The organism is Kitasatospora sp. NPDC058218 (assembly GCF_042882445.1).
GTDB lineage: Bacteria > Actinomycetota > Actinomycetes > Streptomycetales > Streptomycetaceae > Kitasatospora.
Genome location: NZ_JBHVWC010000021.1, coordinates 102,337 through 125,636, shown reverse-complemented (window position 1 = coordinate 125,636; position 23,300 = coordinate 102,337). Strand labels below are relative to the sequence as shown.

General features: G+C 69.9%; 9 protein-coding genes. 3 read left to right on the top strand and 6 right to left on the bottom strand.

Going from position 1 to position 23,300, the window contains the following annotated elements; translation table 11 throughout:
- The 6 genes from ACFVYI_RS15805 to ACFVYI_RS15780 all read right to left on the bottom strand — a co-directional run.
- Positions 1-1,376, bottom strand: a 1,376-nt coding sequence (locus ACFVYI_RS15805) for a type I polyketide synthase (RefSeq protein ID WP_387885476.1), incomplete at its 3' end; no start/stop codon positions are given.
- Positions 1,377-1,536: 160 nt separating this feature from the next.
- A complete protein-coding gene (locus tag ACFVYI_RS15800) occupies positions 1,537-1,743 on the bottom strand; it encodes an MbtH family protein (protein WP_387885474.1) in 207 nt (68 codons plus the stop codon).
- Positions 1,744-1,800: 57 nt separating this feature from the next.
- A complete protein-coding gene (locus tag ACFVYI_RS15795; protein WP_387885472.1) occupies positions 1,801-3,450 on the bottom strand; it encodes an NAD(P)/FAD-dependent oxidoreductase in 1,650 nt (549 codons plus the stop codon).
- Positions 3,440-4,468 (bottom strand): thioesterase domain-containing protein, encoded by a 1,029-nt coding sequence (locus ACFVYI_RS15790; protein ID WP_387885488.1) that lies wholly within the window; start codon positions 4,466-4,468, stop codon positions 3,440-3,442. The genes ACFVYI_RS15795 and ACFVYI_RS15790 overlap by 11 nt, the downstream gene beginning before the upstream one ends.
- 318 nt (positions 4,469-4,786) lie before the next feature.
- The gene (locus ACFVYI_RS15785; protein ID WP_387885469.1) at positions 4,787-6,604 is read right to left on the bottom strand and encodes an ABC transporter ATP-binding protein; all 1,818 of its coding nucleotides are present in this window, start codon (positions 6,602-6,604) and stop codon (positions 4,787-4,789) included.
- Positions 6,601-8,334, bottom strand: a complete 1,734-nt coding sequence (locus tag ACFVYI_RS15780) for an ABC transporter ATP-binding protein (protein WP_387885466.1) — start codon at positions 8,332-8,334, stop codon at positions 6,601-6,603. Before ACFVYI_RS15780 ends, ACFVYI_RS15785 begins: the two co-directional genes overlap by 4 nt.
- Positions 8,335-8,776: 442 nt before the next feature.
- Between ACFVYI_RS15780 and ACFVYI_RS15775 the strand changes: the two genes are divergently transcribed.
- The 3 genes from ACFVYI_RS15775 to ACFVYI_RS15765 are packed head-to-tail and all read left to right on the top strand — an operon-like array spanning position 8,777 to position 23,273.
- Positions 8,777-10,804 carry an AMP-binding protein gene (locus ACFVYI_RS15775; protein WP_387885463.1) on the top strand — a complete coding sequence of 676 codons (2,028 nt, stop codon included), beginning with the start codon at positions 8,777-8,779 and terminating at the stop codon, positions 10,802-10,804.
- Positions 10,804-15,303 carry a MupA/Atu3671 family FMN-dependent luciferase-like monooxygenase gene (locus ACFVYI_RS15770; protein WP_387885460.1) on the top strand — a complete coding sequence of 1,500 codons (4,500 nt, stop codon included), beginning with the start codon at positions 10,804-10,806 and terminating at the stop codon, positions 15,301-15,303. Before ACFVYI_RS15775 ends, ACFVYI_RS15770 begins: the two co-directional genes overlap by 1 nt.
- On the top strand, positions 15,300-23,273 hold the full coding sequence (locus ACFVYI_RS15765; protein ID WP_387885458.1) for a condensation domain-containing protein: 7,974 nt from the start codon (positions 15,300-15,302) through the stop codon (positions 23,271-23,273). Before ACFVYI_RS15770 ends, ACFVYI_RS15765 begins: the two co-directional genes overlap by 4 nt.
- The last annotated feature ends 27 nt before the right edge of the window (positions 23,274-23,300 follow it).

Below are 23,300 nucleotides of genomic sequence, written 5' to 3'. Positions count from 1 at the left end.
AGTGAGCGCGCGGTCTTGGCGGAGGCGAGGACCACGTGGTGGCCCGGGGTGGTGTCGTCGGTGTTCGGGTGGTCGGGTGCTGTGGTGGGTGGTTCTTCCAGGACGATGTGGCAGTTGGTTCCGCCGAGTCCGAAGGAGCTGACGCCCGCGCGGCGGGGGGACGGTCCGGACCATTCGCGCAGGTGTGTGTTGACGAAGAACGGGCTGTTCTCGAAGTCGATGCGCGGGTTGGGGGAGCGGAAGTTGAGACTCGCGGGGATCACGCCCCGCTCGACGCACAGGACCGCCTTGATGAAACCCGCAATGCCGGCGGCGGTGTCAAGGTGTCCTATGTTCGACTTCACCGATCCCAGTGCGCAGAACCCCGTCTCCGAGGTCGATTCCCGGAACGCCGCCGTCAGCGCGGCGACCTCGATCGGGTCTCCGAGCGATGTCGCGGTCCCGTGCGCCTCGATGTAGCCGATCGATCCGGCGTCGACCCCGGCCGTTTGCTGGGCCTCGAAGATCACCGCGGCCTGGCCGTTGACGCTCGGTGCGGTGAAGCCGACCTTGTCCGACCCGTCGTTGTTCACGGCCGAGCCGCGGATCACGGCCCGGATCGAATCCCCGTCACGCAACGCGTCCGACAGCCGCTTCAACACCACGACGCCGACCCCGCTCCCACCAACGGTTCCGCGTGCTTCGGCATCGAAGGCCCGGCAGTGCCCGTCGGGGGAGAAGATGTTCCCCTCCTGGTACAGGTAACCGCCGTTCTGCAGGACATTGATGCTCGAACCGCCCGCCAGGGCCGTGTCGCATTCGAAACCCAGCAGACTATTGCAAGCCTGGTGCACCGCGACGAGGGACGTGGAACAGGCTGTGGAGATCGTCATACTGGGACCGGTCAGACCGAGCCGGTGGGAGATCTGCGTGGCCGCGTAGTCCTTGTCGTTGAACAGCGAGATCTGCCGTGCGAACGACGCGAGCAGATCCGCTCGGGGCATCAGGTGGTGCATGGCGTAGCCGCTGCGGCCCACTCCGACGAACACACCGATCGCCGACTTCTCCCCAGCCGTGCTGTATCCGGCGTCCTCGATCGCCTCGACCGCCGTTTGGAGCAGGATGCGCTGCTGCGGATCCATCAGCTCGGCTTCGCGATCGGTGAAGCCGAAATAGCTCGGGTCGAACTGATCGATCCTGTCGAGGACCCCGCCGGCCTTCACCAGGTCAGGATTCTCGCTTACGGATGGATCTCCGTGCACGGCGATCACGTCGTCATCGCTGAGGCGGGAAATCGATTCGGTACCTGCCACGAGATTCCGCCAGAACTCGGCGTAGTTGTCGGCACCCGGTACGTGCAGAGCGAGCCCAACGACGGCGACGTGTTCCATGCTCATCGACGACATCCGTTTCACGTAGGAAGATGACAAGCACCCTAATGTCGGCGACTGGAGCGGCGGTGAAGTCCGGCTGCCCCGAGATGCAGGACTGATGCTCGGTCAGCCGATGGGACATGGCGGTCGGCTGCGAAAGAGTTTCCGATCGGGACCGATCGGGTCAGGGCTGTCCCTGGCCGCCACGCAGGGACAGCGGCCTCATGTCCGTCCAGTGTTCGTCGACCCACCGCAAGCATTCGTCCCGGGAGCCGGACGGGCCCGCGTCCCGCCAGCCGTCCGGGTTGGCCCGGTCGGCGAGCCAGATCGAGTACTGTTCCTCGTGGTTGACGACGACTCGGTACTGGGCGTCGGTCTCGTCCTCAGTCATGGTCCCCTTCTCCTTCGGCGCTGTCTGCTCTGCCCGGTCGTACCGATCCATCAGGTGTCATGCGGCGGCTTCCCGGTACATCTCCTCCAGCGATTGGAGGCTGTCCCAGTCCGGGGCGAACGCCGCCTTGAAACCAGCCTCGTCCCAGGACTTGCCGGAGAGTTCGGTCAGCCGGCGGACCAGGGTGCGGCAGAAGATCTCGTAGGTCCGTTCGTCCGCGGGGACCTCTGCCGTCCAGTCGCGCCGACCGAAGACCTTGCCGAGCAGAACCTCGTCCTGGTCGAAAGACCGCGAGTCCAGGAACATCCCCTGGTTCCGGGCATGGAAGGCCTCCTGACGGTCGATCAGCCCGACGAACTCCTCGGTGAGCCGATCGGCGGACTCCAGCAGCCGGGCCAGCTTTCCCGCCAGCACCTGCTCGTCACACTGGCAGTCCGTGCCGTGCGTGCGGCTGAAGTGGAGCAGGATCCGGTGGTCCTCCAGCGCATCCGGCACGATGCGGTTGTAGTAGACCCGCTGGCGCAGGGCGAACCATGCGGACCAGGCGTCGAAGGAACCCCGGGAGAGGTAGTGGCCGGGCGAGTTGAGCAGCTTCTTGAACCGGCTGCGCATCCGGATGTGGAAGTGGTGCACCATGCCTGGTAGCTCGTGCGTACGGCCGGCCCGGTCGGACTTGATGAATTCGCCGATCAGCTTGTTGTTCTCGGTGAACATCCAGGACGAGGCGGCGAACATCGGGTCGAGCACGGTGCCGGCGTTCCCCGTCAGGAACCAACGCTGTAAGGAGAACTGCTCCCGGGCGAAGCGAGAGAACCTCCGCTGTGTCCCGAAGCCCTCCAGCCGCGGACGCGGCCCGAGGACCTGAGCGATCGCCCGGTGCTCGTGGAGGAAACCGAGCAGCTCCTCGCCGGATGCCACCGGAGGGCTGACGTGCCGCCGGTCGAACGTGACGCCGATGCTGTACTGCGACTCGGACAGCGGCATCAGCCAGATCCAGTAGCCGCGGTACATGAAGTACGCCGGCGACGCACCGCGGCCCCAGTGTGGAACCCGCCCGCGCCACGGCTTGCTTCCGAGGTCGTCGAGGGACAGGCAGCCGTCGAAACGCCCCCAGGCGGCGCCGATCGGGTTGCGGTCGTCCTCCGGTGCCAGATCCAGCATGCGGGCGATCGGCGACTCCTCGCCGGCCGCGTCGACCAGCCACGTGCACCGGATGGTTCCGCCGGTGGTGCGTACCTGGTGCCCGTGGTCCCCGCCGAGCGAGATCGCACCGCCCGGCCCGCCGGGCAGCACCTCGGTTCCCAGCAGGACGCGCACGCCCTTCTCGCGGTTCATCTCGCACAGGGCCTTCTCGACCGTCGGCCGATCGATCAGGTACGTCGGGATGGGGTGCGGGGTCCGGCCGCCGATCTCGGACATTCGGTCGATCGGCAGATTCCGGCCGGGTGAGTCGAAGAAGTACCGCATGCCGGAACTCACGAGGTGGTGCTTGCGCAGGTAGGGGCCGATGCGCAGCACACGGTTCGCGTAGTTGGAGAACTCCTCCCCGGACGGCTCGTCCATGCCCGGCAGGAACTCGGTGGCCTTGTCCACCACCACCACGTCCAGGTCGGGCTGCTCAAGGCTCAGCTGGCGGGCCAGCGAGCCCCCGGCGAGTCCGGCCCCGATGATCAGTACGTCGCAGTCGATGTCCGCGTCATCGGACATTGGATATCCCGTCCAGCCCGAGCCTGGTCGTCAGCACCCGGGCGACGGCCTCGGCGTTGCGGGGCCCGAACATCTCGCTGTAGTCGCCGGGGAGGACGCGGGTGTCCAGCCCGCCCAGGGCCAGCTCGGTCCAGGCCTGGTCGGGACGGGTCGGGTCGATCCCCTCCCGGCGCTCCTGCGCGAGGAAGTAGACGATCTCCCCCGGGTACGGGGTTGGCCGGTAGGCGTGCAGGGCCTTCACGTTGGTCCGGTACACCTCGAAGATCTGGCGGGCGTAGGTGTCGTCCACCGATGCCAGCCCCTCGGCCGCCATGCGCTCGGTCAGCAGTGCGTCGGCCTCCTCGTCGGTCAGCGCACCGTGCCGGTCGGGCGGCATCTGCCCCGGCCCGGGGGTGTCGAACAGCGAGAGCAGACGGACGGCCTCCCCCTCGGCGCGCAGCCGTTGGGCCATCTCCAGCGCCACCAGACCTCCGAAGGCCGCTCCGCCGAGCGCGTACGGGCCGGTCGGCTGTACCCCGCGCAGCTCTTCCACGTAGCGCGTGGCCAGCTCCTCGACGGTGCCCAGGGGCTCGGCCCCGTCACGCAGACCTGCAGCCTGGAAACCGAGGATCGGTAGCTCCGCGGGCAGGAACCGGCTCAGTTCCCGGTAGAAGAACACGCTTCCGCCGACCGGGTGCAGCAGGAAGAACGGCGCTCGGGCCGTGTCTCCCTCACGGATGGTGACCAGCGACGCACCGCGCTCCTTCGTCGCCCCGGACGTCTCGACGAAGGCGGCCACGCTAGCCGCCGTGGGGGCGTCGAGCATGATCTGGTGCGGCAGGTCGACGCCGAGCTCCTCGGACACCCGCGCCACCACCTGAAGGGCCGCCAGGGAGTCACCCCCGAGGTCGAAGAAGTCGTCGTCGACTCCGACCGGGCTGATTCCCAGCACCTCCTCGAGCGCCGCCACCACCGACCGCTCGGCCGGCGTCCTCGGCTCCACGTAGTTCATGCTCACCGACTCCGGTCGGTCGTACATCGACGTCACAGCCGACTCCCTCACTGGATGCTCGTTTCTGTTCCTGCTGTGGTTCCGTGCCGACGAGGCTTCACGCACCGCGGGCGCCTCCTCGCGCCCGGGTGCCGACCGCGGTGGTGGCCGGCGACCAGTGGCTGTCGGACGGGTTGAGGGGCAGGGTGGTGTAGGCCGTGACTCGATGTCGGATTCGGCTGTCCAGGAATGGAGTCCTTCTCCGGCACGCGGCGGCTACGCTCCACGGACACGTTACGGATGCCGACTGAAGTGCCCGTGAAATCTCACTACGCCGGGATGAAGTACGGCTTCGACGAGGCTGCCTCAGTCCGGGACCGACTCGCGGGTGAACTGGGCGGCGAACAGCTGAGCATAGGAACCGTCCGCGACCAGCAGCTCGTGGTGGTTTCCCTGTTCGACGATCCGGCCCGCCTCCATGACCAGGATCGTGTCGGCGTCGCGGATGGTCGACAGCCGGTGCGCGATGACGAAGCTCGTGCGGCCCTCTCGCAGTGATGCCAAGCCGCGCTGCAAGAGCATCTCGGTACGGGTGTCCACCGAGCTGGTGGCCTCGTCCAGGATGAGCAGAGCGGGGCGGAGCAGAAAGGCGCGTGCGATGGTCACGAGCTGCCGCTCGCCCGCGCTGAGGTTCGAGCCGTCCTCGTCCAGAACGGTGTCGTAGCCATCAGGAAGGGTGCGAATGAACCGGTCCGCGTGGGTGGCCCGAGCGGCGGCGACGATCTCCTCGCGGGAGGCCCCGGCCACACCGTAGGAGATGTTGTCGGCGATCGTCCCGGCGAACAGCCAGGTGTCCTGCAGCACCATCCCGATGTGGGAACGCAGCTCCTCCCGGCTCATGAGGCGGATGTCGGTGGCGTCCAGTGTGATGCTGCCGTCCGTGGTCTCGTAGAACCGCATCAGGAGGTTCACGAGGGTGGTCTTTCCGGCTCCGGTGGGGCCGACGATGGCGACGGTCTGTCCGGGTTCGACAGTCAGTGAAAGCTCCTCGATGACCGGCTTGCCCGATTCGTAGCTGAACGAGACCTTTTCGAACGCCACCCGCCCGGTGATCCGGTGCGGCCGCTCGGGGGAGTGCGGATCCGGGTCCTGCTCCTCGCTGTCCAGCAGCTGGAAGACTCGCTCGGCGGAGACGACCCCGGACTGGACGATGTTGGTCAGCGAGGCCATCTGTCCGATGAGGTTGTTGAACTGGAGCGTGTAGCCGATGAACGCCTGCAGCAAACCGATCGTCATGGCTCCGGAGGACAGCTGCAGGCCACCGAGGACGGCGACCACCACGAAGTTGAGATAGCCGATGAAATCGATGGCGGGCCCGATGATTCCGGACAGGAACTGGGCGCGGTAGCCGGCTTGGTACACGGCTTCGTTGCGCCTGGAGAACGCCTCGGCCGCGGTCTGCGAGTCGCCGTGCGTCCTCACGAGTTCGTGTCCGCTGTACATCTCTTCGACATAGGAGTTGAGCTCACCGACGGCGTCCCCCTGGCGGACGGCTTGTGGCCGCGCACGCCGTGCGAAGGACTTGGTCAGTACGGCGGCCAGGGGGATCGTTCCCAGCGAACAGAGCGTGAGCAGCGGGGACATCCACAGCATGATCGTCAGGGCGCCGATCGCGAGGAGCACCGAGTTGATCAGCCGGGTGAGGATCTGCCAGAGGGTGAGCGCGATGTTGTCGACGTCAGTGGTGACCCGGGACAGCACCTCGCCGCGAGGCTGACCGTCGAGGTAACTCAGCGGGAGCCGGGCGAGTTTGGCCTGGCACTCCGACCGGAGCCGGTGAGCCGTGAGCTGCGAGGCGCGCTGCGCGAGCCGACCGCGGGCGAGCGCGAAGAGCGAAGCGGTCAGCACCACGCTGGTGGCGACCAGCAGCACCTCGCCGACTCTGCCGAAATCGACCCCCCGCTGACCGGGGACTCCCGTCACGATCAGGTCGGTGACGTGGCCGAGCAGCCGGGGGAGGGTCACCGCCAGCGCGGCGCTGGTGCCGGCGGCCAGGAGGGCGAAGGCGACAAGACGGCGATCCGGCCCCATGGTGCCCAGCAGGCGCAGCGCGGAGCGACGAAAGGCCAGCGGCTTGTTGTCGGCCCCCTTCGTCACCCGGGCAGCGGTGTTGGCGGTGCTCACGCGGCTTCCTCCTCGAAGAGTTGGGAGGAGACGATCTCCTGGTAGGTCGAGTTGGTGCGGAGCAGTTCGGCGTGGGTGCCGGTGCCGACGACCTGCCCCTCGTCGAGGACGACGATGCGATCCGCGTCGCGGATGGTGGACACCCGTTGGGCGACAATGACGACCGTCGAGTTCTCGGTCTCACGCGCCAGGGCTCGCCGCGCGGCTGCGTCAGTGGCGTGGTCGAGGGCCGAGAAGCAGTCATCGAGAAGGTAGATGTCCGGACAGGCAGCCAGAGCGCGGGCGATGGCCAGTCGTTGCCGCTGGCCTCCGGAGAGGTTTCGGCCGCCCTGGGTGATCGGATGATCCAGCCCGCCGGGGAGCGCCTCGACGAACTCGCGGGCCTGCGCGACCTCAAGAGCCCGCCAGAGCTGTTCGTCGCCGACGTCCGGGGCGCCGTAGCGAAGATTGGAGGCGACCGTACCCGAGAACAGGTGAGGCTTCTGGGGGACGAGGCGCACCGTGCTTGCCAGGAGACCCGGGTCCAGGTCGCGCACGTCCACACCGCCGACTCGAGCACTGCCGGAGTCGGCGTCGAACAGCCGGGGCACCAGTCTGAGCAGCGTCGACTTGCCGCTGCCGGTGGAACCGATGATGGCGGTGGTCTCGCCAGGGCGGGCGACCAGGTCGGCGCCGCGCAGCACAGGCAGCTCAGCACCTGGATAGCGGAAGACGACGTTGCGGAGCTCCAGCAGCCCCCTTGACTCCAGCTCGACGACCGGGATCCGTGGCGGCTTGACGCTGGGCTCGGCGACCAGCACCTCCTGAATGCGCTCGGCGCAGGCCCTGGCGCGTGGGGCGATCTGAAAGGCCGTGGTGGCCAGCAGCACTGCCTGCAGAATCTGCACCAGGTAGTTGAGCAGCGCCAGCATCGAGCCGACCTGCATCGAGCCGGCGTGCACCCGATGGCCGCCGAACCACAGGACCGCGATGTTCGAGCACTCGATGATCAGCAGGACGCTCGGGTTCATGAATGCCTGGACCCGGCCGAGCCGGAACCCGATGTCCCTCAGCTCGGTGTTGGCCGCGCCGAACCGTTCGCTTTCCCGCTGGTCCCGCACGAACGCCCGGACCACCCTGATGCCGGCGATCTGCTCGCGCAGCGTGCGGTTGACCTGGTCGATGAGCTTCTGCTGGGAGGCGGACAGCGGGCCCATCCTGCGCAGGATCAGGACGAAGGCGAGGACGAGCGTGGTCAGGGTCACCACGATGAGCAGGGACATCGGCACGTCTTGGTGGAACGCCATCAGCACACCACCGACGCCCATGATCGGTGCGGTCACCATCATCATGAGGAGCATCAGCACCAGCGACTGAACTTGCTGCACATCGTTGGTGGTTCGGGTGAGGAGTGACGACGCGCCGAAGCGCCCGACCTCCCGGAGCGACAGTTCCTGCACTCGCTGGAAGACGGCGACCCGCAGGTCGCGTCCCAGTGCGGCGGCGGTCCGCACGGAGATGTGGAAGGCCGAGATCGCGCTCAGGATCTGAACGAGTGTGGCAGCGAGCATCACCGAGCCGACTCGCAGGACGTAGCTGCCGTCACCCTTGGCCACGCCGTTGTCGACTATGTCGGCGTTGAGCGCCGGCAGCGTGAGCGCAGCGAAGGACTGTATGAGTTGAAGGGCCACGACCAGCGCAGCAGAGCTGAGATGGGGGCGCGCATAGGTACTCAGGAGTCGACCCAGCACTACATCGTTCCTCTCGTGGATGTGATCGCCACACTCTGTCATGACTCTGTCACTCACTGGAATGATCTCCCAGGCAGTCCGTCGGGGTTGCACACCCGGGGCAGTGGCCGGGAAGCCGCCGCGCGACCGGGAGACACCGTGGAGCGGCAGGCAGGAACGTGCAGTCCGAGAGGCGTCGTAAGGCCCCGGTGCAGGCTGGCGAGGGAGTATGTCCGTCATGCTAGCCCGAACCGCCGACCGGGATCGGTGATGTGGGTCAAGTCGCCTGTCAGACAACGGAGCAGGCGCACCGTCACATTCGGGTGGCCGCCGGCAGCGAGTGAAGCCCGCCGACCTGCGGTCGCGCAGTGGCGCTTCACTGATCCGCAGTGGAATCTCACGGACGCTTCAGCGGGCGTCGATAGCCTGACCGGCAATGGCGTCTTCAGGAAGGGGCAAGGCCGTGTCGGAGCAGAGTTCCGGTCCCATGGTGCGCGATCTGGGGGGCCTGCTCCGATGGCGTGCGGAGCACGATCCCGATGGTGTCACCTATGCCTTCCTCGACGGCTTCGCCGATCGGAGGAACTGGAACGAACAACCGCTGACGAATCGTGAACTCGAACGCCGGTCCAGGGCCGTCGCCGCGCGGATCCAGCGCCACGCGGGCCCCGGCGATCGGGTGCTGGTGCTGAATCAGCCGGGGCCGGACTACGTGGTCGGGATCTTCGGGAGCCTGCTGGCGGGTACGGTCGTGGTGCCGGCCTATCCGCCGGAGGCGACCAAGCTCAACCGCGGCCTTGAGCGGGTGCGGGCGATCGTCGCCGACGCGGCGCCGCGCTGTGTCCTGGTCGACGAACTCGCCGGGGTGTCGGGCAGTTCGCTGCGGGATGCGGTTGCGGGGGTGGAGTGGATCGTCTCCTCTTCGGTTCCCCCCGAGTGGGCCGACGCCTGGACCGAACCGGGCACCGATCCCGAGGACCTGGCCGCGCTCCAGTACACCTCCGGGTCGACCGGGCAGCCGAAAGGCGTGATGCTGTCGCACCGGAACCTGCTGGAGAACTTGCGGGCCGGGCGGGACGCCTACGGTATCGCCGGGCGGATGAACGGCGTGTTCTGGATCCCGCCCTACCATGACATGGGCCTTATCGGCGGAATCATGATGGCGCTCTACTGCGGCGGGCGCGCACACCTGATGGCGCCGTTCGCATTTCTCCGTGACCCGTTGCGCTGGGTGAGCGCGATGTCCCGCTACCAGGGATACGTCAGTGCGGCTCCGAATTTCGGCTACGAAATGGCCGCCCGGGCCGCCGAGGCCGATCGGGACGCGGTACGCGGCTTGGATCTGAGCCATTGGCGAGTGGCGATCTCCGGTGCCGAGCCGGTGCACGCCGCGACGCTGGAGCGATTCGCCCGGGCCTTCGCCCCGGCGGGTTTTCGTCGTGACGCCTTCTACCCCTCCTTCGGGTTGGCGGAGAACACGCTCGTGGTGGCGGCGCAGCCAGGAGGTGCGAGCCTGGCCCGGCTGGACCCGGCGGAGCTGGAATGCCACCGGGTGCGCGAGGCGGTGGCGGACGGTGCGGCCCGGACGATCGTGGGATGCGGCCCGAGTGCCGATCCCGGTCAGCGCGTCGAGATCGTCGACCCGGTCCGGCGGATGCCCGTGCCCTCGGGCACCGTGGGCGAGATCTGGGTCAGCGGGCCCAGCGTGGCGCAGGGGTACTGGGGCAAGGAGAAGGAGACCGAGTTCGTCTTCCGCAGCAGCCTCGCAACGGGTCAGGGCCCGTTCCTGCGTACCGGTGATCTCGGATTCGCGGGACCGGACGGGTTGTTCGTCACCGGTCGGGTCAAGGACCTCATCGTGCTGCACGGGCGCAACCACTACCCGCACGACCTGGAGCGGACCGCGGAGGAGGCGCACCCCGCCGTTCGCAGCGGACGGTGCGTGGCGTTCTCGGTCGGCGGCGACCGCGGTGAGGAACTGGTGCTGGCGCTGGAGGCGGCCGGGCGTATCGCCCCGGAACAGCGCCGGGCCATCGCCGCGGCGGTGCGGGAACGAGTCGGCGAGCACCACTCGGTGGCCGTTCGAGAGGTGGTCCTCGTGCCGCGCGGCGGTATTCGGCGCACCTCCAGCGGGAAGCTGCAGCGGTCTGCTGTGCGCGCCGCGTACCTGTCCGGCGAGTACTCACCCGAGGACCGGGCCCGGGCCGCCTACGAGGCTCCGCGGGACGAGATCGAGCAGGCGGTGGCGGACGCGTGGAGCAGGGTCCTGGAGATCGAGCGCGTGGGTCTGCGCGACCGGTTCTTCGAACTCGGCGGTGATTCCTTGAAGGCTGCCCGGCTCCTGGCGGATCTCGACGGGCGTCTCGGGTACCGGCTGACGCTGGCCGACCTGGCGACCGTCCACACGGTGGCGGAGTGCGCCGCCCTGCTGCGCTCCACCGCGCACGCACCGCGGCGCGGGAGCGTGGACATCCAGGTGGACCTGGGCTGATGGCCGAGTACGGGGAGATGAGAGCGGCGATGGTCGAGGACGTCCGCGGGTTCATGGCTGAGGCGGAGGCGCTGGGGATCCGGCTCTTCCTGGAGGACGACCGACTTCAGTGCCGGGGGCCGCAAGAGCTGTTGACGTCGGATCTGCTCGCCCGGGTGCGGGAGCGCCGGGACGAGATTGTGGCGCAGCTCCGTCGGCAGGCCGGACCGGACTCGACCGGCCTGCTCACCGCCGGTCAGCGCAGCCTGCTCCTGCACCAGCGGCTCACCCCGGACAGCGTCGCCTACAACCTGGCCCTCGTCTTCCGCGCCGACGAGGTGCTCGACGCCGTGCGACTGGACGCCGCCCTCCGAGCGGTGATGGATCGTCATGCGATCCTCCGCACGAGCTTTCTCTGGAACGACGGCGAGCCGCGGCAGCGGGTCCGTGAGGTCCCCGAGTCGGTTCTCCGGGAGGAGACCACGGCGTCCGAGCTCGCGGAGGAGGTCGCCGAGGGGTTCGCCGACCTCCCATTCGATCTCGAACGGCACGTGCCGCTGCGGGCGGCGCTCGTCCGGACCGGCCCGGATGACGAGCGTCCGGTCGTGGTGCTGGTGCTGCACCACATCGCGGCGGACCTGCGCTCCATCGATGTGATCACCGAGGAGTGGCTCGCCACCTACCGGGCCGGCACGGCTGCGCCGGCGGCCGGTCCGGACGAGGAGGGTTTCGCGCGGCAGGTGCGACGCGAGCAACGGTGGTTGTCCGGTCCGGACGCGTCGAGGAGCCTGGACTTCTGGCGTGACCAACTCGCCGACCTCCCCGATGTACGACTGCCGTTCGACCGTCCTCGCCCGTCCCTGCAGACGTTCGGCGGTGGGCGCCTGACGCTGGTTCTGGAGCCCGGCCTCAGCGCCGCCCTCGGACGGATCGCTCGTGAAGCCGACGCCACGCCGAACATGCTGTTTCTGTCCGCCCTCCAGGTGCTGCTGCAGAAGCACACCGGATCCGACGACATCGTGGTCGGGACCCCGGCCGCCAACCGGCACACGCCCGGTACGGAGGACACGGTCGGCTTCTTCGCCGACCCGGTCGTCGTGCGCACCCGGCTCGGCGACGATCCCGGCTTCACGGGATTGCTTGGGCGGACGAGGCACACGCTGCTGAGGGCGCTCGACCACCCGTACCCCTTCCCGCTGCTGGTCGAGCACCTGAATCCGGAGCGGGACCCCCGTCGTTCGCCGTACTTCCAGGTGATGTACGTCTGGCAGCAGGCGAGGGCCGGTCGCCCTGCGCTGCCGATCGAGCCGCTGGCCGCCTCCGGACAGCGTGGAGCCCCTTACGACCTGGTTCTGGCGGTACAGGAGACCGGCGGGCGCTACGTCTGTACCTGGACCTACAACCTCGACCTCTTCGAGCCGACGACCGCGGCGCGGTTGGCCGAGGGCTTCCTGAGCCTGCTGGACTCAGTCGCCGCCGATCCGGACCGGCGCGTCTCGACGTTGCCGGTGTTGTCGTACGCCGCTGAACGGGCCCTGCACGCGGAGGCCGGCGGGCCGACGGTGGAGCTGACCGGGCTGTCCTGGCCCGACCAGTTCGACGCCCAGGTGCGGAGGACCCCGGACGCGGTCGCGCTGGTCTGTGGTGAGCAGTCGCTCACCTACCGCGCGTTGGGCCGGCGGGTGGATCGCACGGCCGCGGCGCTGCGGGGGCGTGGGGTCCGTGCGGAGGTGCGCGTCGGCCTGTGCGCCGAGCGCTCGGTCGATCTGGTGGTGGCCATGCTGGCCGTGGCCCGGGCCGGCGGGGCCTACGTGCCGTTGGACCCGGAGTACCCGGCCGATCGCCTCGGCTACATGGCCGAGGACAGCGGGATAGCCCTGTCCCTCGTCGACCGGGCCGGGGCGCAGGCCCTCCGCGAGTACGCGGGGGAGACCGTCGCCTTGGACGTGCTCGCCCGCGAGGCGGCCGAACACGAGGCCGCCGATGGCGCGTCGGAGTCGCCGGGGGCCGTCCCGGAGAGCGCGCTCGCCTACCTCCTCTACACCTCGGGGTCGACCGGTCGACCGAAGGGGGTCATGGTCACTCGGCGGAACGTCGCCAATCTGTTGGCCGGGATGGATCTTTCGGTGGGCGAGCGGCAGGCGGACTCACAGCCGACGTGGCTGGCCGTGACGAGCGTCTGCTTCGACATCTCGGTCGTCGAGTTGCTGTGGACCTTGTGCCGCGGGTACCGCGTGGTCGTGGAGACGGACCGGTGGTCGGCCCCCGCGCCGCACACCCGGTCGAGCGGCTCCGCGCCGTCGAGGCCGGTCGATTTCAGCTTGTTCTACTTCGCCTCGGACTCCGGCGAACGCCGTGGGCGTGACGTCTACCGCATGCTGCTCGAAGGAGCGCGGTTCGCCGACGCCAACGGACTGCGCTCGGTGTGGCTGCCGGAGCGGCACTTCCATGCCTTCGGCGGTTCGTTCCCCAACCCGTCCGTGCTGGCCGGTGCCGTCGCGGCGGTGACCGAGCGTGTCGCGCTGAGGGCGGGCAGCGTCGTGCTGCCCTTGCAGGACCCGCTGCGGGTCGCCGAGGAGTGGGCGGCCGTCGACAACCTCTCCGACGGGCGGGTCGGACTCTCGTTCGCCTCCGGCTGGCAGCCCGACGACTTCGTGCTGGCCCCGGACCGGTTCGCCGACCGCCGGGAGCGGCTGTGGGAGGACATCGAGACCGTGCGCAGTCTGTGGCGCGGCGACACCGTGCGCAGGGCGAACGGGCTCGGCGCCGAGGTGGAGGTGGCCACGCTGCCGCGACCGGTCCAGCCCGAGCTTCCGGTCTGGGCCACTGCCGCCGGGAGCGAGGAGACGTTCCGTCTGGCGGGTGCGGCCGGGGTCAACCTGCTCACCCATCTGCTGGGGCAGAACGTTCAGGAGCTGGCTCGCAAGATCGGTGTGTACCGTGCGGCCCGAGCTGCGGCGGGGCACGACGAGGGCGTGGTGACACTGATGCTGCACACCTTCGTCCACCCGGATCCGGACGTGGTGCGTGAGGTGGTCAGGGAGCCCTTCAAGAACTACCTGCGCAGCTCGATCGACCTCATGCAAGGTCTGGCCAAGGGGCTCGGGCTGGATCCGGTTCTCCACCGGGAGTTGATCGTCGAGCACGCGTACGAGCGTTTCGCGGGCAGCAGCGCGCTGTTCGGCACACCGGAGCACTGCGCCACCATGGTCGGCGATCTCGCCGGCGCGGGCGTCGACGAGATCGCCTGCCTCGTCGACTTCGGGGTCGACGACGAACTCGCGCTGTCGACGTTGCCGCATCTGGCCAGTGTACGGCGGCTGCTGGAACCCGCTGATTCCGAGGGTGTGGCGGCCTCCTTGGACCGGCACCAGGTGACGCACCTTCAGTGCACTCCGGCCTACGCGCGCGTACTGCTGGAGGAGCGCGCCGACTGCCTCGGCTCGCTCCGCACGGTCCTGGTGGGCGGTGATGCCGTACCGCCCGACCTGGCGGAACGGCTCCGCCAGGCCGGTGTCGAGCAGCTCTTCAACATGTACGGACCGACCGAGACGACCGTGTGGTCGGCGGTGCAGCCGCTGGAGGCCGGCGAGGCGGGCCGGATCACCGTCGGCGGTGCTCTGGCCAACACCACCCTCCACGTGCTCGACCGTCATCTGCGGCCGGTGCCGCCCGGGGTAGCCGGTGAGCTCTTCATCGGCGGCGCGGGTGTGGCACGCGGCTACTGGGGCAGGCCTGGACTGACCGCGGAGCAGTTCCTGCCCGATCCCTTCTCGGATCTGCCGGGTGCGCGCATGTACCGCACCGGTGACCTGGTGCGCCCGCTCGGTGCCGGGCGGCTGGAGTTCCTCGGCCGACTCGACCACCAGGTCAAGGTGCGGGGGTTCCGTATCGAGACGGGTGAGATCGAGGCGGTGCTCGGCGCGCACCCGGAGGTGGCCGAGTGTGCCGTGGTCGCCCCGCAGTCCCGGGACGGCGACACCCTGCTGGTCGCCTTCGTCGTTCCCCGGGCGGGTACGGCGTGCGACGAGGCCGGCGTGCGGACGTATGTCCGTGGCCTGCTGCCCGCCCACATGGTGCCCTCGCGGTTCGTCGAACGCGACAGCCTGCCGCTGACCTTGAACGGCAAGACGGACCGCAAGGCCCTGGTCCGGCTCGCGGCCGAGGCGCCCTCGGCAGCACCGGCCGAGTACGTGGCGCCGCGCAACCACGTCGAGAGCTCGCTGCAGCGGATCTGGACCGAGCTGCTGGAACGGGACTCGGTGGGCGTGAACGAGAACTTCTTCGAGATCGGCGGCCACTCCGTGCTCGCCGCCAAGTTGCACGCCCGCATCGGCGGCGTCGGTCTCGGCCCGATCGAGCTCGTCGACATCTTCACCTACCCGACCATCGCCGCGCTGGCCGGCCGTCTGGGCTCGGACGGCGGAGCAGCCGGCACCGAGCGCGAGCGGGTCGACGACCGGGCGGGCAAGCAGAGGGCCGCCGTCCGACGGCAGCAGCGCAGGAGGCACAACCCGTGAGTGAACACAGGATCGACGACATTCAGCACATCGCGGTCATCGGCATGGCCGGCCGGTTCCCGGGCGCTGGTGATCCCGACCGCTTCTGGCGCAACATCGCGGACGGGATCGAGTCCGTCACCTGGCTCACGGACGAGGAGTTGCTCGCCGCCGGGGTTGCGGAGGAGCAGTTCCGCGACCCCCGGTACGTCAGGGCGGCCACGGTGCTCGACGGTCTGGACCGGTTCGACGCGGGCCTGTTCGGACTGACGCCGATGGAGGCGGCGGTGCTCGACCCCCAGCACCGCATGCTGCTGGAGGGCACCCAGGCCCTGTTCGACAACGCCGGCTACAACCCGGAGACCCTGGACACCACCACCGGGGTCTACGTCGGTGTCGGCTTCCCCTCCTACCTGGTGAACAACCTGCTCGGCCGTCCGGAGCTCATCGAGCAGGTCGGTATGCAACGGATCTTCTTCGCCACGGACAAGGGCTTCGCCCCGACCCGGATCTCGCACAAGTTCGACCTCACCGGCCCGAGCGTCGGGGTCGACACGGCGTGCTCGACCTCCCTCGTCGCCGTGCACCAGGCATGCCGGGCGTTGCTGGGCTACGAGTGCGACCTCGCCGTCGCCGGCGGTGCCGGCGCGGTGCTGCCGAACGGTGTCGGCTACCAGTACGAGGAGGGAGGCATCCACTCCCCGGACGGACACTGCCGGGCCTTCGACGCGGCCGCCGCAGGGACGCGCTTCGGCAGCGGGGTCGGGCTGGTGCTGCTCAAGCGCCTGTCCGAGGCGGTCGCCGACGGCGACAACGTGCTCGCCGTCATCCGTGGATCGGCGGTGAACAACGACGGCGCGGCGAAGGCCGGCTTCACCGCACCGAGCGTGGGCGGGCAGGCCGCGGTGATCGGCGAGGCGCTCGCCTTCGCCGAGGTCTCGCCGGACACCGTCGGCTACGTGGAGGCGCACGGCACCGGCACGGTGCTGGGCGATCCGATCGAGCTCGCCGGCCTCACCCGGGCGTTCCAGGAGCACACCGACCGTCGCCAGTACTGCGCCATCGGCTCGCTGAAGACCAACGTCGGTCATCTCGACGTGGCCGCGGGGGTCGCCGGACTGATCAAGACGGTTCAAGCGCTGCGGCACCGCCAGCTCCCGCCGAGCCTCAACTTCGTGCAGCCCAACCCGTCCATCGACTTCGCACGCAGCCCGTTCTACGTGAACACCGAGCTGCGACCCTGGCCCGCGCCCGAGGGGGCACCGCGGCGTGCCGGGGTCAGTTCGTTCGGCATCGGCGGTACGAACGCCCACGTCGTGCTGGAAGAGGCGCCCGACCGGGCCGCCTCGGGGCCGTCCCGGGAGGAGCAACTCCTCGTCGTCTCGGCGCGCTCGCCCGAGGCGCTGGAGCGGTTGAGCGCCGAGCTGGCGGAGGCGCTCCGGGCGGACCCGGGTACGCCGCTGCCCGACCTCGCGTTCACGCTCAGCAGCGGTCGCCGGGGTCACGCGCACCGTCGTGCCCTCGTGTGCCGGGACCACGCCGGGGCGATCGGGGCGCTGGACGGATCACGCCCCGCGGAGCTGCTGTCCGGGCTCGCGGCGGACGCTCCCGGCGTCGCGTTCCTGATGCCCGGTCAGGGTGCCCAGCAGCTGAGGATGCTGGCCGACGTGTTCGCCGGTGAGCCGGTCTTCCGTGAGGTCGTCGACCGGTGCGCGGAGCTCGCAGCCGGCCCGCTCGGTGTGGATCTGCGCCAGGTGATCTGGCCGGGGGCCACCGACGAGGAGCAGGCCCGGGAGCGACTGGACCAGACCTGGTTGACCCAGCCGGCCCTGTTCACCGTGTCCCTGGCCGTCGCTCGGCTCTGGCAGGCGTGGGGTGTCCGTCCCTCGGTGCTCGTGGGGCACAGCCTCGGCGAGTACGTGGCGGCGACGCTGGCCGGCGTCTTCCGGTTGGAGGACGCGCTCGACCTGGTCATCGAGCGCGCGAGGCTGATGAACGAGGTTCCCGGCGGTGCCATGCTGGCCGTTTCGCTGGACGAGCAGGCCCTGGAACCGATGCTGGGCGGGTGTTCGCTGGCAGCGGTGAACGGCCCGCGGCAGTGCGTGGCCTCCGGCCCGTACCCGGCGATCGAGGAGTTGGAGCGCCAGCTCTCCGCCCTGGGCGTCGACCACCGCCGGCTGCGCACCTCCCATGCCTTCCACTCCGCCATGTCGGACGTCGTGGTGCGCCGCTTCGAGAAGACCGTGGCCCGCTTCGACCTGGGCGTGCCGCAGATTCCGATCGTGTCCTGCCTGACCGGCCAGGTGCTCACGGCCGGGGAGATCCGCTCGCCGGTGTACTGGGCGCGGCAGCTTCGCGGCACCGTCCGCTTCGCCGATGCGGTCCGCACGGCCGGTGAGTACGGGGCAGAGGTCTTCCTCGAGGTCGGCCCGGGGCGGACGCTCACGTCGATGGTCCGCCGCAACGGCGTGCCGGCCCGGCAGGCGATCGCCTCCGGGCGGGGCGTGGGCGAGGACGGCACGGACGCCGGGGCCGTGCTGTCGGCCCTGGGTGCGTTGTACTGTGCCGGCGTGTCGGTGGACTGGGAGGGCTTCTGGGCCGGTCAGCGTCGCCACCGGGTGCCCTTGCCCGGCTACCCGTTCGAGCGGGAGCGGCACTGGATCGACCCCGCCACCGCAGCCGTCACGACATCGGCACCGCACCCCCTCACGGCTGCGGCCGACGGAGCCGTGCAGGCCCAGGGATGGCTCCGTCGCTGGACTCCCGCGCCGCGTCAGGCTCCGGAGGCCGCCCCGGAGCAGTCCGGCACCTGGCTGGTCGTGGCCGGCGACGAGATCGGACAGGAGTTGACCGATCGCCTGGAGAAGGAGGGCGCGAGCCTGGTCCGGGCACGTCGCGGTGCGGTGTTCTCCGAGCAGGATGGAGGCTACGTCCTCGACCCGGCGCGTCCCGAGGACGTGGCGGCGCTGCTGAGTGCCCTGCGGACGCGGGGCCGGCTGCCGGACCGCATCGTGCTGGAGTGCGGGCGTGGAACGGCCACGGCACACGGGGCGACGGTGCTCGACGAGCTGCGGCAGGCGGGCGTGTGGGTCGAGGAGCTGCTCGCACACGCGGAGGACGAGGAGATCCAGCTGGCGCTCGTCGCGGACGGAATGCTGGGGATCGTCGAGGGCGACGAGCCGTCGCCGGACCGGGCCGTCCTGGCCGGTTTCTCCCGCGCGCTGGCAGCCGACCGCCCTGAACTGCGGGTCGTCTGCTTCGACGTGGACGATCAGCTGAGGTCGGCGGTCGACGGGATCGTCCGCGAGCTTCTCAACGGCGTGAGTCGGCCGGTCGTCGCGTTCCGCGCGGGCGTGCGCCACACCGAGTCCTACGAGGAGCTGCCAGCCGGGGCCGCCGTCTCCGGCCGGAGCTACCTGCTCACCGAGGGGCAGGCCGGAGCGTCTCGGGTCCTCGCCCGGCAGCTGGCCGAGCAGCCCGGGGCCCGGCTCGCGCTGATGGACAGGCGGCCGCTGCCGCCCGAGGCCCAGTGGCCGGTCTGGTTCGACGACATGACCGGACCGGAGCTCGCGTTGGCCTCGGTGTCCGGGAGCGGGAGTGCGTTCGGCCTGGACCGCGAAGCGGCCGGAATCGCCGCGTTCGAATGGGAGCTCGGCGCGGCCGCGGGCTCCGGCTGGGACCGGGACGAGGTCGGCGAGGTCCTGAACCGACTCTGCGGCAGCCACGTCTACCGGACCCTGCGGGACGCCGGCGTCGATCTGCGGGCCGGTGTGGTGCACCGGCGCGCGGAGATCGCCGAACGCATGCGCCTGCGGCCCGCCTTCCGGAGGTTCCTCGACTTCTTCCTCCGCGTGCTGCACGAGGACGGGGTGGTCCGTTGCACCGACGACCGAGTCGAGATCCTGCTCGGCCCCGAGCAGGTCGAGCTGTTCGACTCCGAGTGGGCCGCCACGCAATTGCCCGGGTTCGAACCGACGCTGTCGTTCCTCGACCACTGCGTGCGCAACTTCCCGGCGGCGCTCAGCGGCGACGCCGACGCGGTCGGGGTGCTCTTTCCGAACGGAGATCCCACGCGGCTGGAGCACGCGTTCCGCGTGCTGATCGACGCCAGCAACTACCGCGTCTATGCCGAGCTGCTCGGACGCGTGCTGGCGAAGCTCGCCGACTCGGTCGAAGGGAGGCCCCTGCGGGTGCTCGAGGTCGGCGGTGGCAACGGACAGCTGACCCGGATCGTCGGCCAGGCGCTGCACGGGCGTGAGGTTGAGTACTGCTTCACCGATCTCGGTGGCTCCTTCGTCCGGCGGGCTCGGCGATGGGGGGCAGGCTGCGGTTTCGCCGAGCTGGACTGCCGGGTCTTCGACATCACCGAGAGCCCGTCCTCGCAGGGCCTGGAACCGCATTCCTACGATGCCGTGATCGGCTTCGACGTGGTCCACGCGACGCCGCGGATCGCGCACACCGTCGAGAACCTGCGCGGGTTGCTCGCTCCGGACGGACTGCTGTGCCTGGTCGAGGCCGTGGTCTCGCTGCGCTGGGTCGAGCTGCTCTGGGGTCTCGCCGAAGGGTGGTGGCTCTTCGAGGACGAGGAGGTCCGGACCGGGTCGCCGCTGGTGCCGCTGGACTCCTGGGACCGGGTGTTGCGGGAGCAGCCGTTCGCGGACGTGGTGTCCTTCCCACGGGAGGGCGCTGCCCGAGGCGTCACCGACTACGGTCTGGTACTTGCCCAGCAACAGCCGACCGTCGACTCCCCGGATCGCGGTGCGCACCTCGCCCGACGGGCGGAAGCGATGCTGCACAGCACCCGCGAGCGCATCGAGGCGGTGCGGGAGCTGGAGGCCCTGGGCGCGGAGGTGTGGCCGGTCCGGGCCGACCCGACCTCGGCCGCCCAGGTCGCGCGGGCCCTGAGCGGCGCCGCCGCCCGGTTCGGCCGCGTGGACGTCATCGTCCACGGGCCGGAACTGCCGAGCGACGACGCCGCGACCGACTGGACGGCGGCCGATCTGCCGGCCCTGGCTGCTCCGCACCTCGCGGCGGCCCGGACGCTGCGGCAGGCCGCAGCGGAGGCCGGCGTCCGCAGGCTGGCCCTCTTCTCGCCCCCGGCCGACCTGACCGGCCGTCCGGGCGCCTTGCGTGCCGCGATCGCCGGTGGCGTCTTCGACGCCGTTGCCGGCGGGGAGGTCGTCTCGATCCGCTGGAGTGCGGACGGGAACCCGGCCGCACTGGGAGCGGCCCTGCGCCGGCCGGGTGCGATGATCCTGGCCGAGGCGGTGGCGGACCCCGAGTCGGCGGATGACCGACGCCGATCGGTGCCGCAGGCGGCCGGGACGACGGCGGACGGCGCCGCAGCGAACGTCCAGGACGGGGTCCTCGCCATCTTCCGTCAGCTGTTCGGCACCGACGCCGTGGCGCCGGATGACGACTTCCACCGGCTCGGCGGCGACTCGCTGCTCGCCACGCAGGTGATCGCGCGCATCCGGCGGCGCTTCTCCGTCGACCTGGCCGTCAAGGCGCTCTTCGACGTGCCGACGGCCGCCGGACTGGCCCGGAAGGTGGAGGAGGCGGGCCGGGCGCAGGCGCATCCGGACATTCCGCTCCTGCGCGTGCCACGGCACGACCTGATGCCGCTCTCCTTCGGTCAGCAGTCCCTGTGGCTGGCGGAGCAGTTCCACGGCCCCAGCGCCACCTACAACATTCCCGGGGCCATCCGCCTGCTCGGGCGGTTGGAGTTGGAACCGCTTCGGAGGGCGCTGCGCGAGGTCGTACAGCGGCACGAGGTGCTCCGTACGACGGTTCACGCCCCGGACGGCGTACCGGTCCAGCGGGTGCAGGAGGAGTTCGCGGTCGACCTTCCGGTGCGCGAGGTCGTCGAGGAGGAGATTGACGACCTCGCCCAGGAGCACGCCCGCAGCGTGTTCGATCTGGAACGGGGCCCGCTCATCCGGGTCGCACTGCTCAGAGTGGGGGCGGCCGACCACGTCCTGCTCGTCAACATCCACCACATCGTCTCCGACGGCTGGTCGCTGGGCGTGCTGGTCGAGGAGCTGGTGACGCTCTACTCCGCGTTCGTGCGCGGTGAGGAGTCGCCGCTGCCGCTGCTCGACCACCAGTACGCCGACTTCGCCGCATGGCAGCGACGGTGGCTCGACGGCGCGGTCTTCGACGAGCAGTTGGGCTACTGGCGGCGGAAGCTGGCCGGCGCGCCGAAGCTGCTCCGGCTGCCGACGGACCGGCCGAGGCCGGAGACCCAGCGGATCCGCAACGCGGTCCACCGGTTCGTGCTGCCGGCGGAGTTGGGGGACCGGCTCGGCGCGCTCGGTCGCGAGGAGGGCGCCACCCTCTTCATGGTGCTCCTCACGGGCTTCAAGGTGCTGTTGGGACATCTCGCCCGGACCACCGACATCTCGGTCGGGACCACGACGGCCAATCGGACCCGTGCCGTGTTCGAGCAGATGATCGGGATGTTCGTCAACAACCTGGTGCTCCGTACGGACCTTGACGGCGACCCCTCGTTCCGGGAGCTTCTCGCGCGCGTGAGGGTCACCTCGCTCGACGCCTACGCGCACCAGGACCTGCCGTTCCTGACGCTCGTCGACGAACTCCGGCAGGAGCGCAGTGGAGCTCATACGCCGTTGTTCCAGGTGCTGTTCCTGCTGCAGAAGCTCAACATCACCCTCGCGTTGCCCGGGCTCACCGCGCAGACCGTCGAAGTCGACGCGCTGCACACCAAGTTCGACCTGACCCTGTTCATGGAGGAGCAGGCGCAGGGAATCGTCGGCACCTTCGTCTACAACGCGGAACTCTTCGACGCGACCACGATCGACCGGTTGGCGACCAACCTCGTGCAGCTGCTGCGCGAGGCCGCCGAGGCGCCGGACACCAGGATCGGTGAGCTGCGCGTGGAGAGCGACACCGAAAGCGGATTGCGAGAGATGAGCGAGCAGAACTCCCACACCACCAAGCTTCAGTCGCTCCGCAACGCCCGGCGCCGTTCGGTGGACATCGGCCGGATCAGTCCGGTCAGGACCGCCTTCCTGCCCGGGCTGCCCCGGGCGCCCTTGGTACTGGAGCCGGCCGTGCCCGATGTTGACCTCGTGGGCTGGCTGCGGACGAACCGCGACGTGGTCGACGGCCAGCTGCACCAGTACGGAGCCGTGCTGCTGCGGGGCTTCCACCAGGGCTCGGTGGACCGGTTCGAGGCGGTGGCGTCGGCCGTGTGCCCGACGCTGTTCCGTGACTACGGGGACCTTCCTCGGGAGGGGGAGTCGAACCGCATCTACAAGTCCACGCCGTACCCGGAGGATCGTTCGATCCTGTTCCACAACGAGAGCTCGCATCTGCACACCTGGCCGATGCGGCAGTTCTTCTCCTGCATCGTGGCGGCCCAGGCGGGGGGCGAGACGCCGATCGTGGACTGCCGACGGGTCCTGCAACGCCTCCGTCCGGAGCTGGCCGAGGAGTTCACGCGTCGCAAGCTGCGCTACGTCCGCAACTTCATCGACACGGTGGATGTGAGCTGGTCCAGGTTCTACGACACGGAGGACCGCACGGAGGTGGAGCGCAAGTGCGCCGAGGCGGGCGAGAGCTTCGTCTGGCTGCCCGACGGTACGCTGCGGACGTGGCGCGTCGCCGACGCCGTGCTGGCGCATCCCCGCACCGGGGAGACGGTCTTCTTCAACCAGCTCGCGCTGCATCATCCGTCGTGCCTCGACCCCGATACCCGGCAGTCGTTGGAATCCCTCTACGGCGAGGCCGGTCTGCCCAGGAACGTCTCCTGGGGCGACGGTGCCGCGATACCCGACGAGGTGGTCGCCGAGGTCCGCGAGGTGATGGACCGTGAAGCGCTGGTCTTCACCTGGCAGGAGGGTGACGTACTCGTCACCGACAACATGCTCGTGGCGCACGCCCGTCGCCCCTTCGTCGGGCCGCGGAAGGTCGTGGTCGCGCTGGGCGACATGATGCGCGGCCACCAGGCAGCCGCGGCCGACCACTGATCCGGACCCGAGCAGCAACCGCCCTCA

Coding starts and splice junctions, on each gene's coding strand:
- ACFVYI_RS15800 (WP_387885474.1), bottom strand. CDS start 1,743: ATGACTGAGGACGAGACCGACGCCCAGTACCGAGTCGTCGTCAACCAC.
- ACFVYI_RS15795 (WP_387885472.1), bottom strand. CDS start 3,450: ATGTCCGATGACGCGGACATCGACTGCGACGTACTGATCATCGGGGCC.
- ACFVYI_RS15790 (WP_387885488.1), bottom strand. CDS start 4,468: ATGTACGACCGACCGGAGTCGGTGAGCATGAACTACGTGGAGCCGAGG.
- ACFVYI_RS15770 (WP_387885460.1), top strand. CDS start 10,804: ATGGCCGAGTACGGGGAGATGAGAGCGGCGATGGTCGAGGACGTCCGC.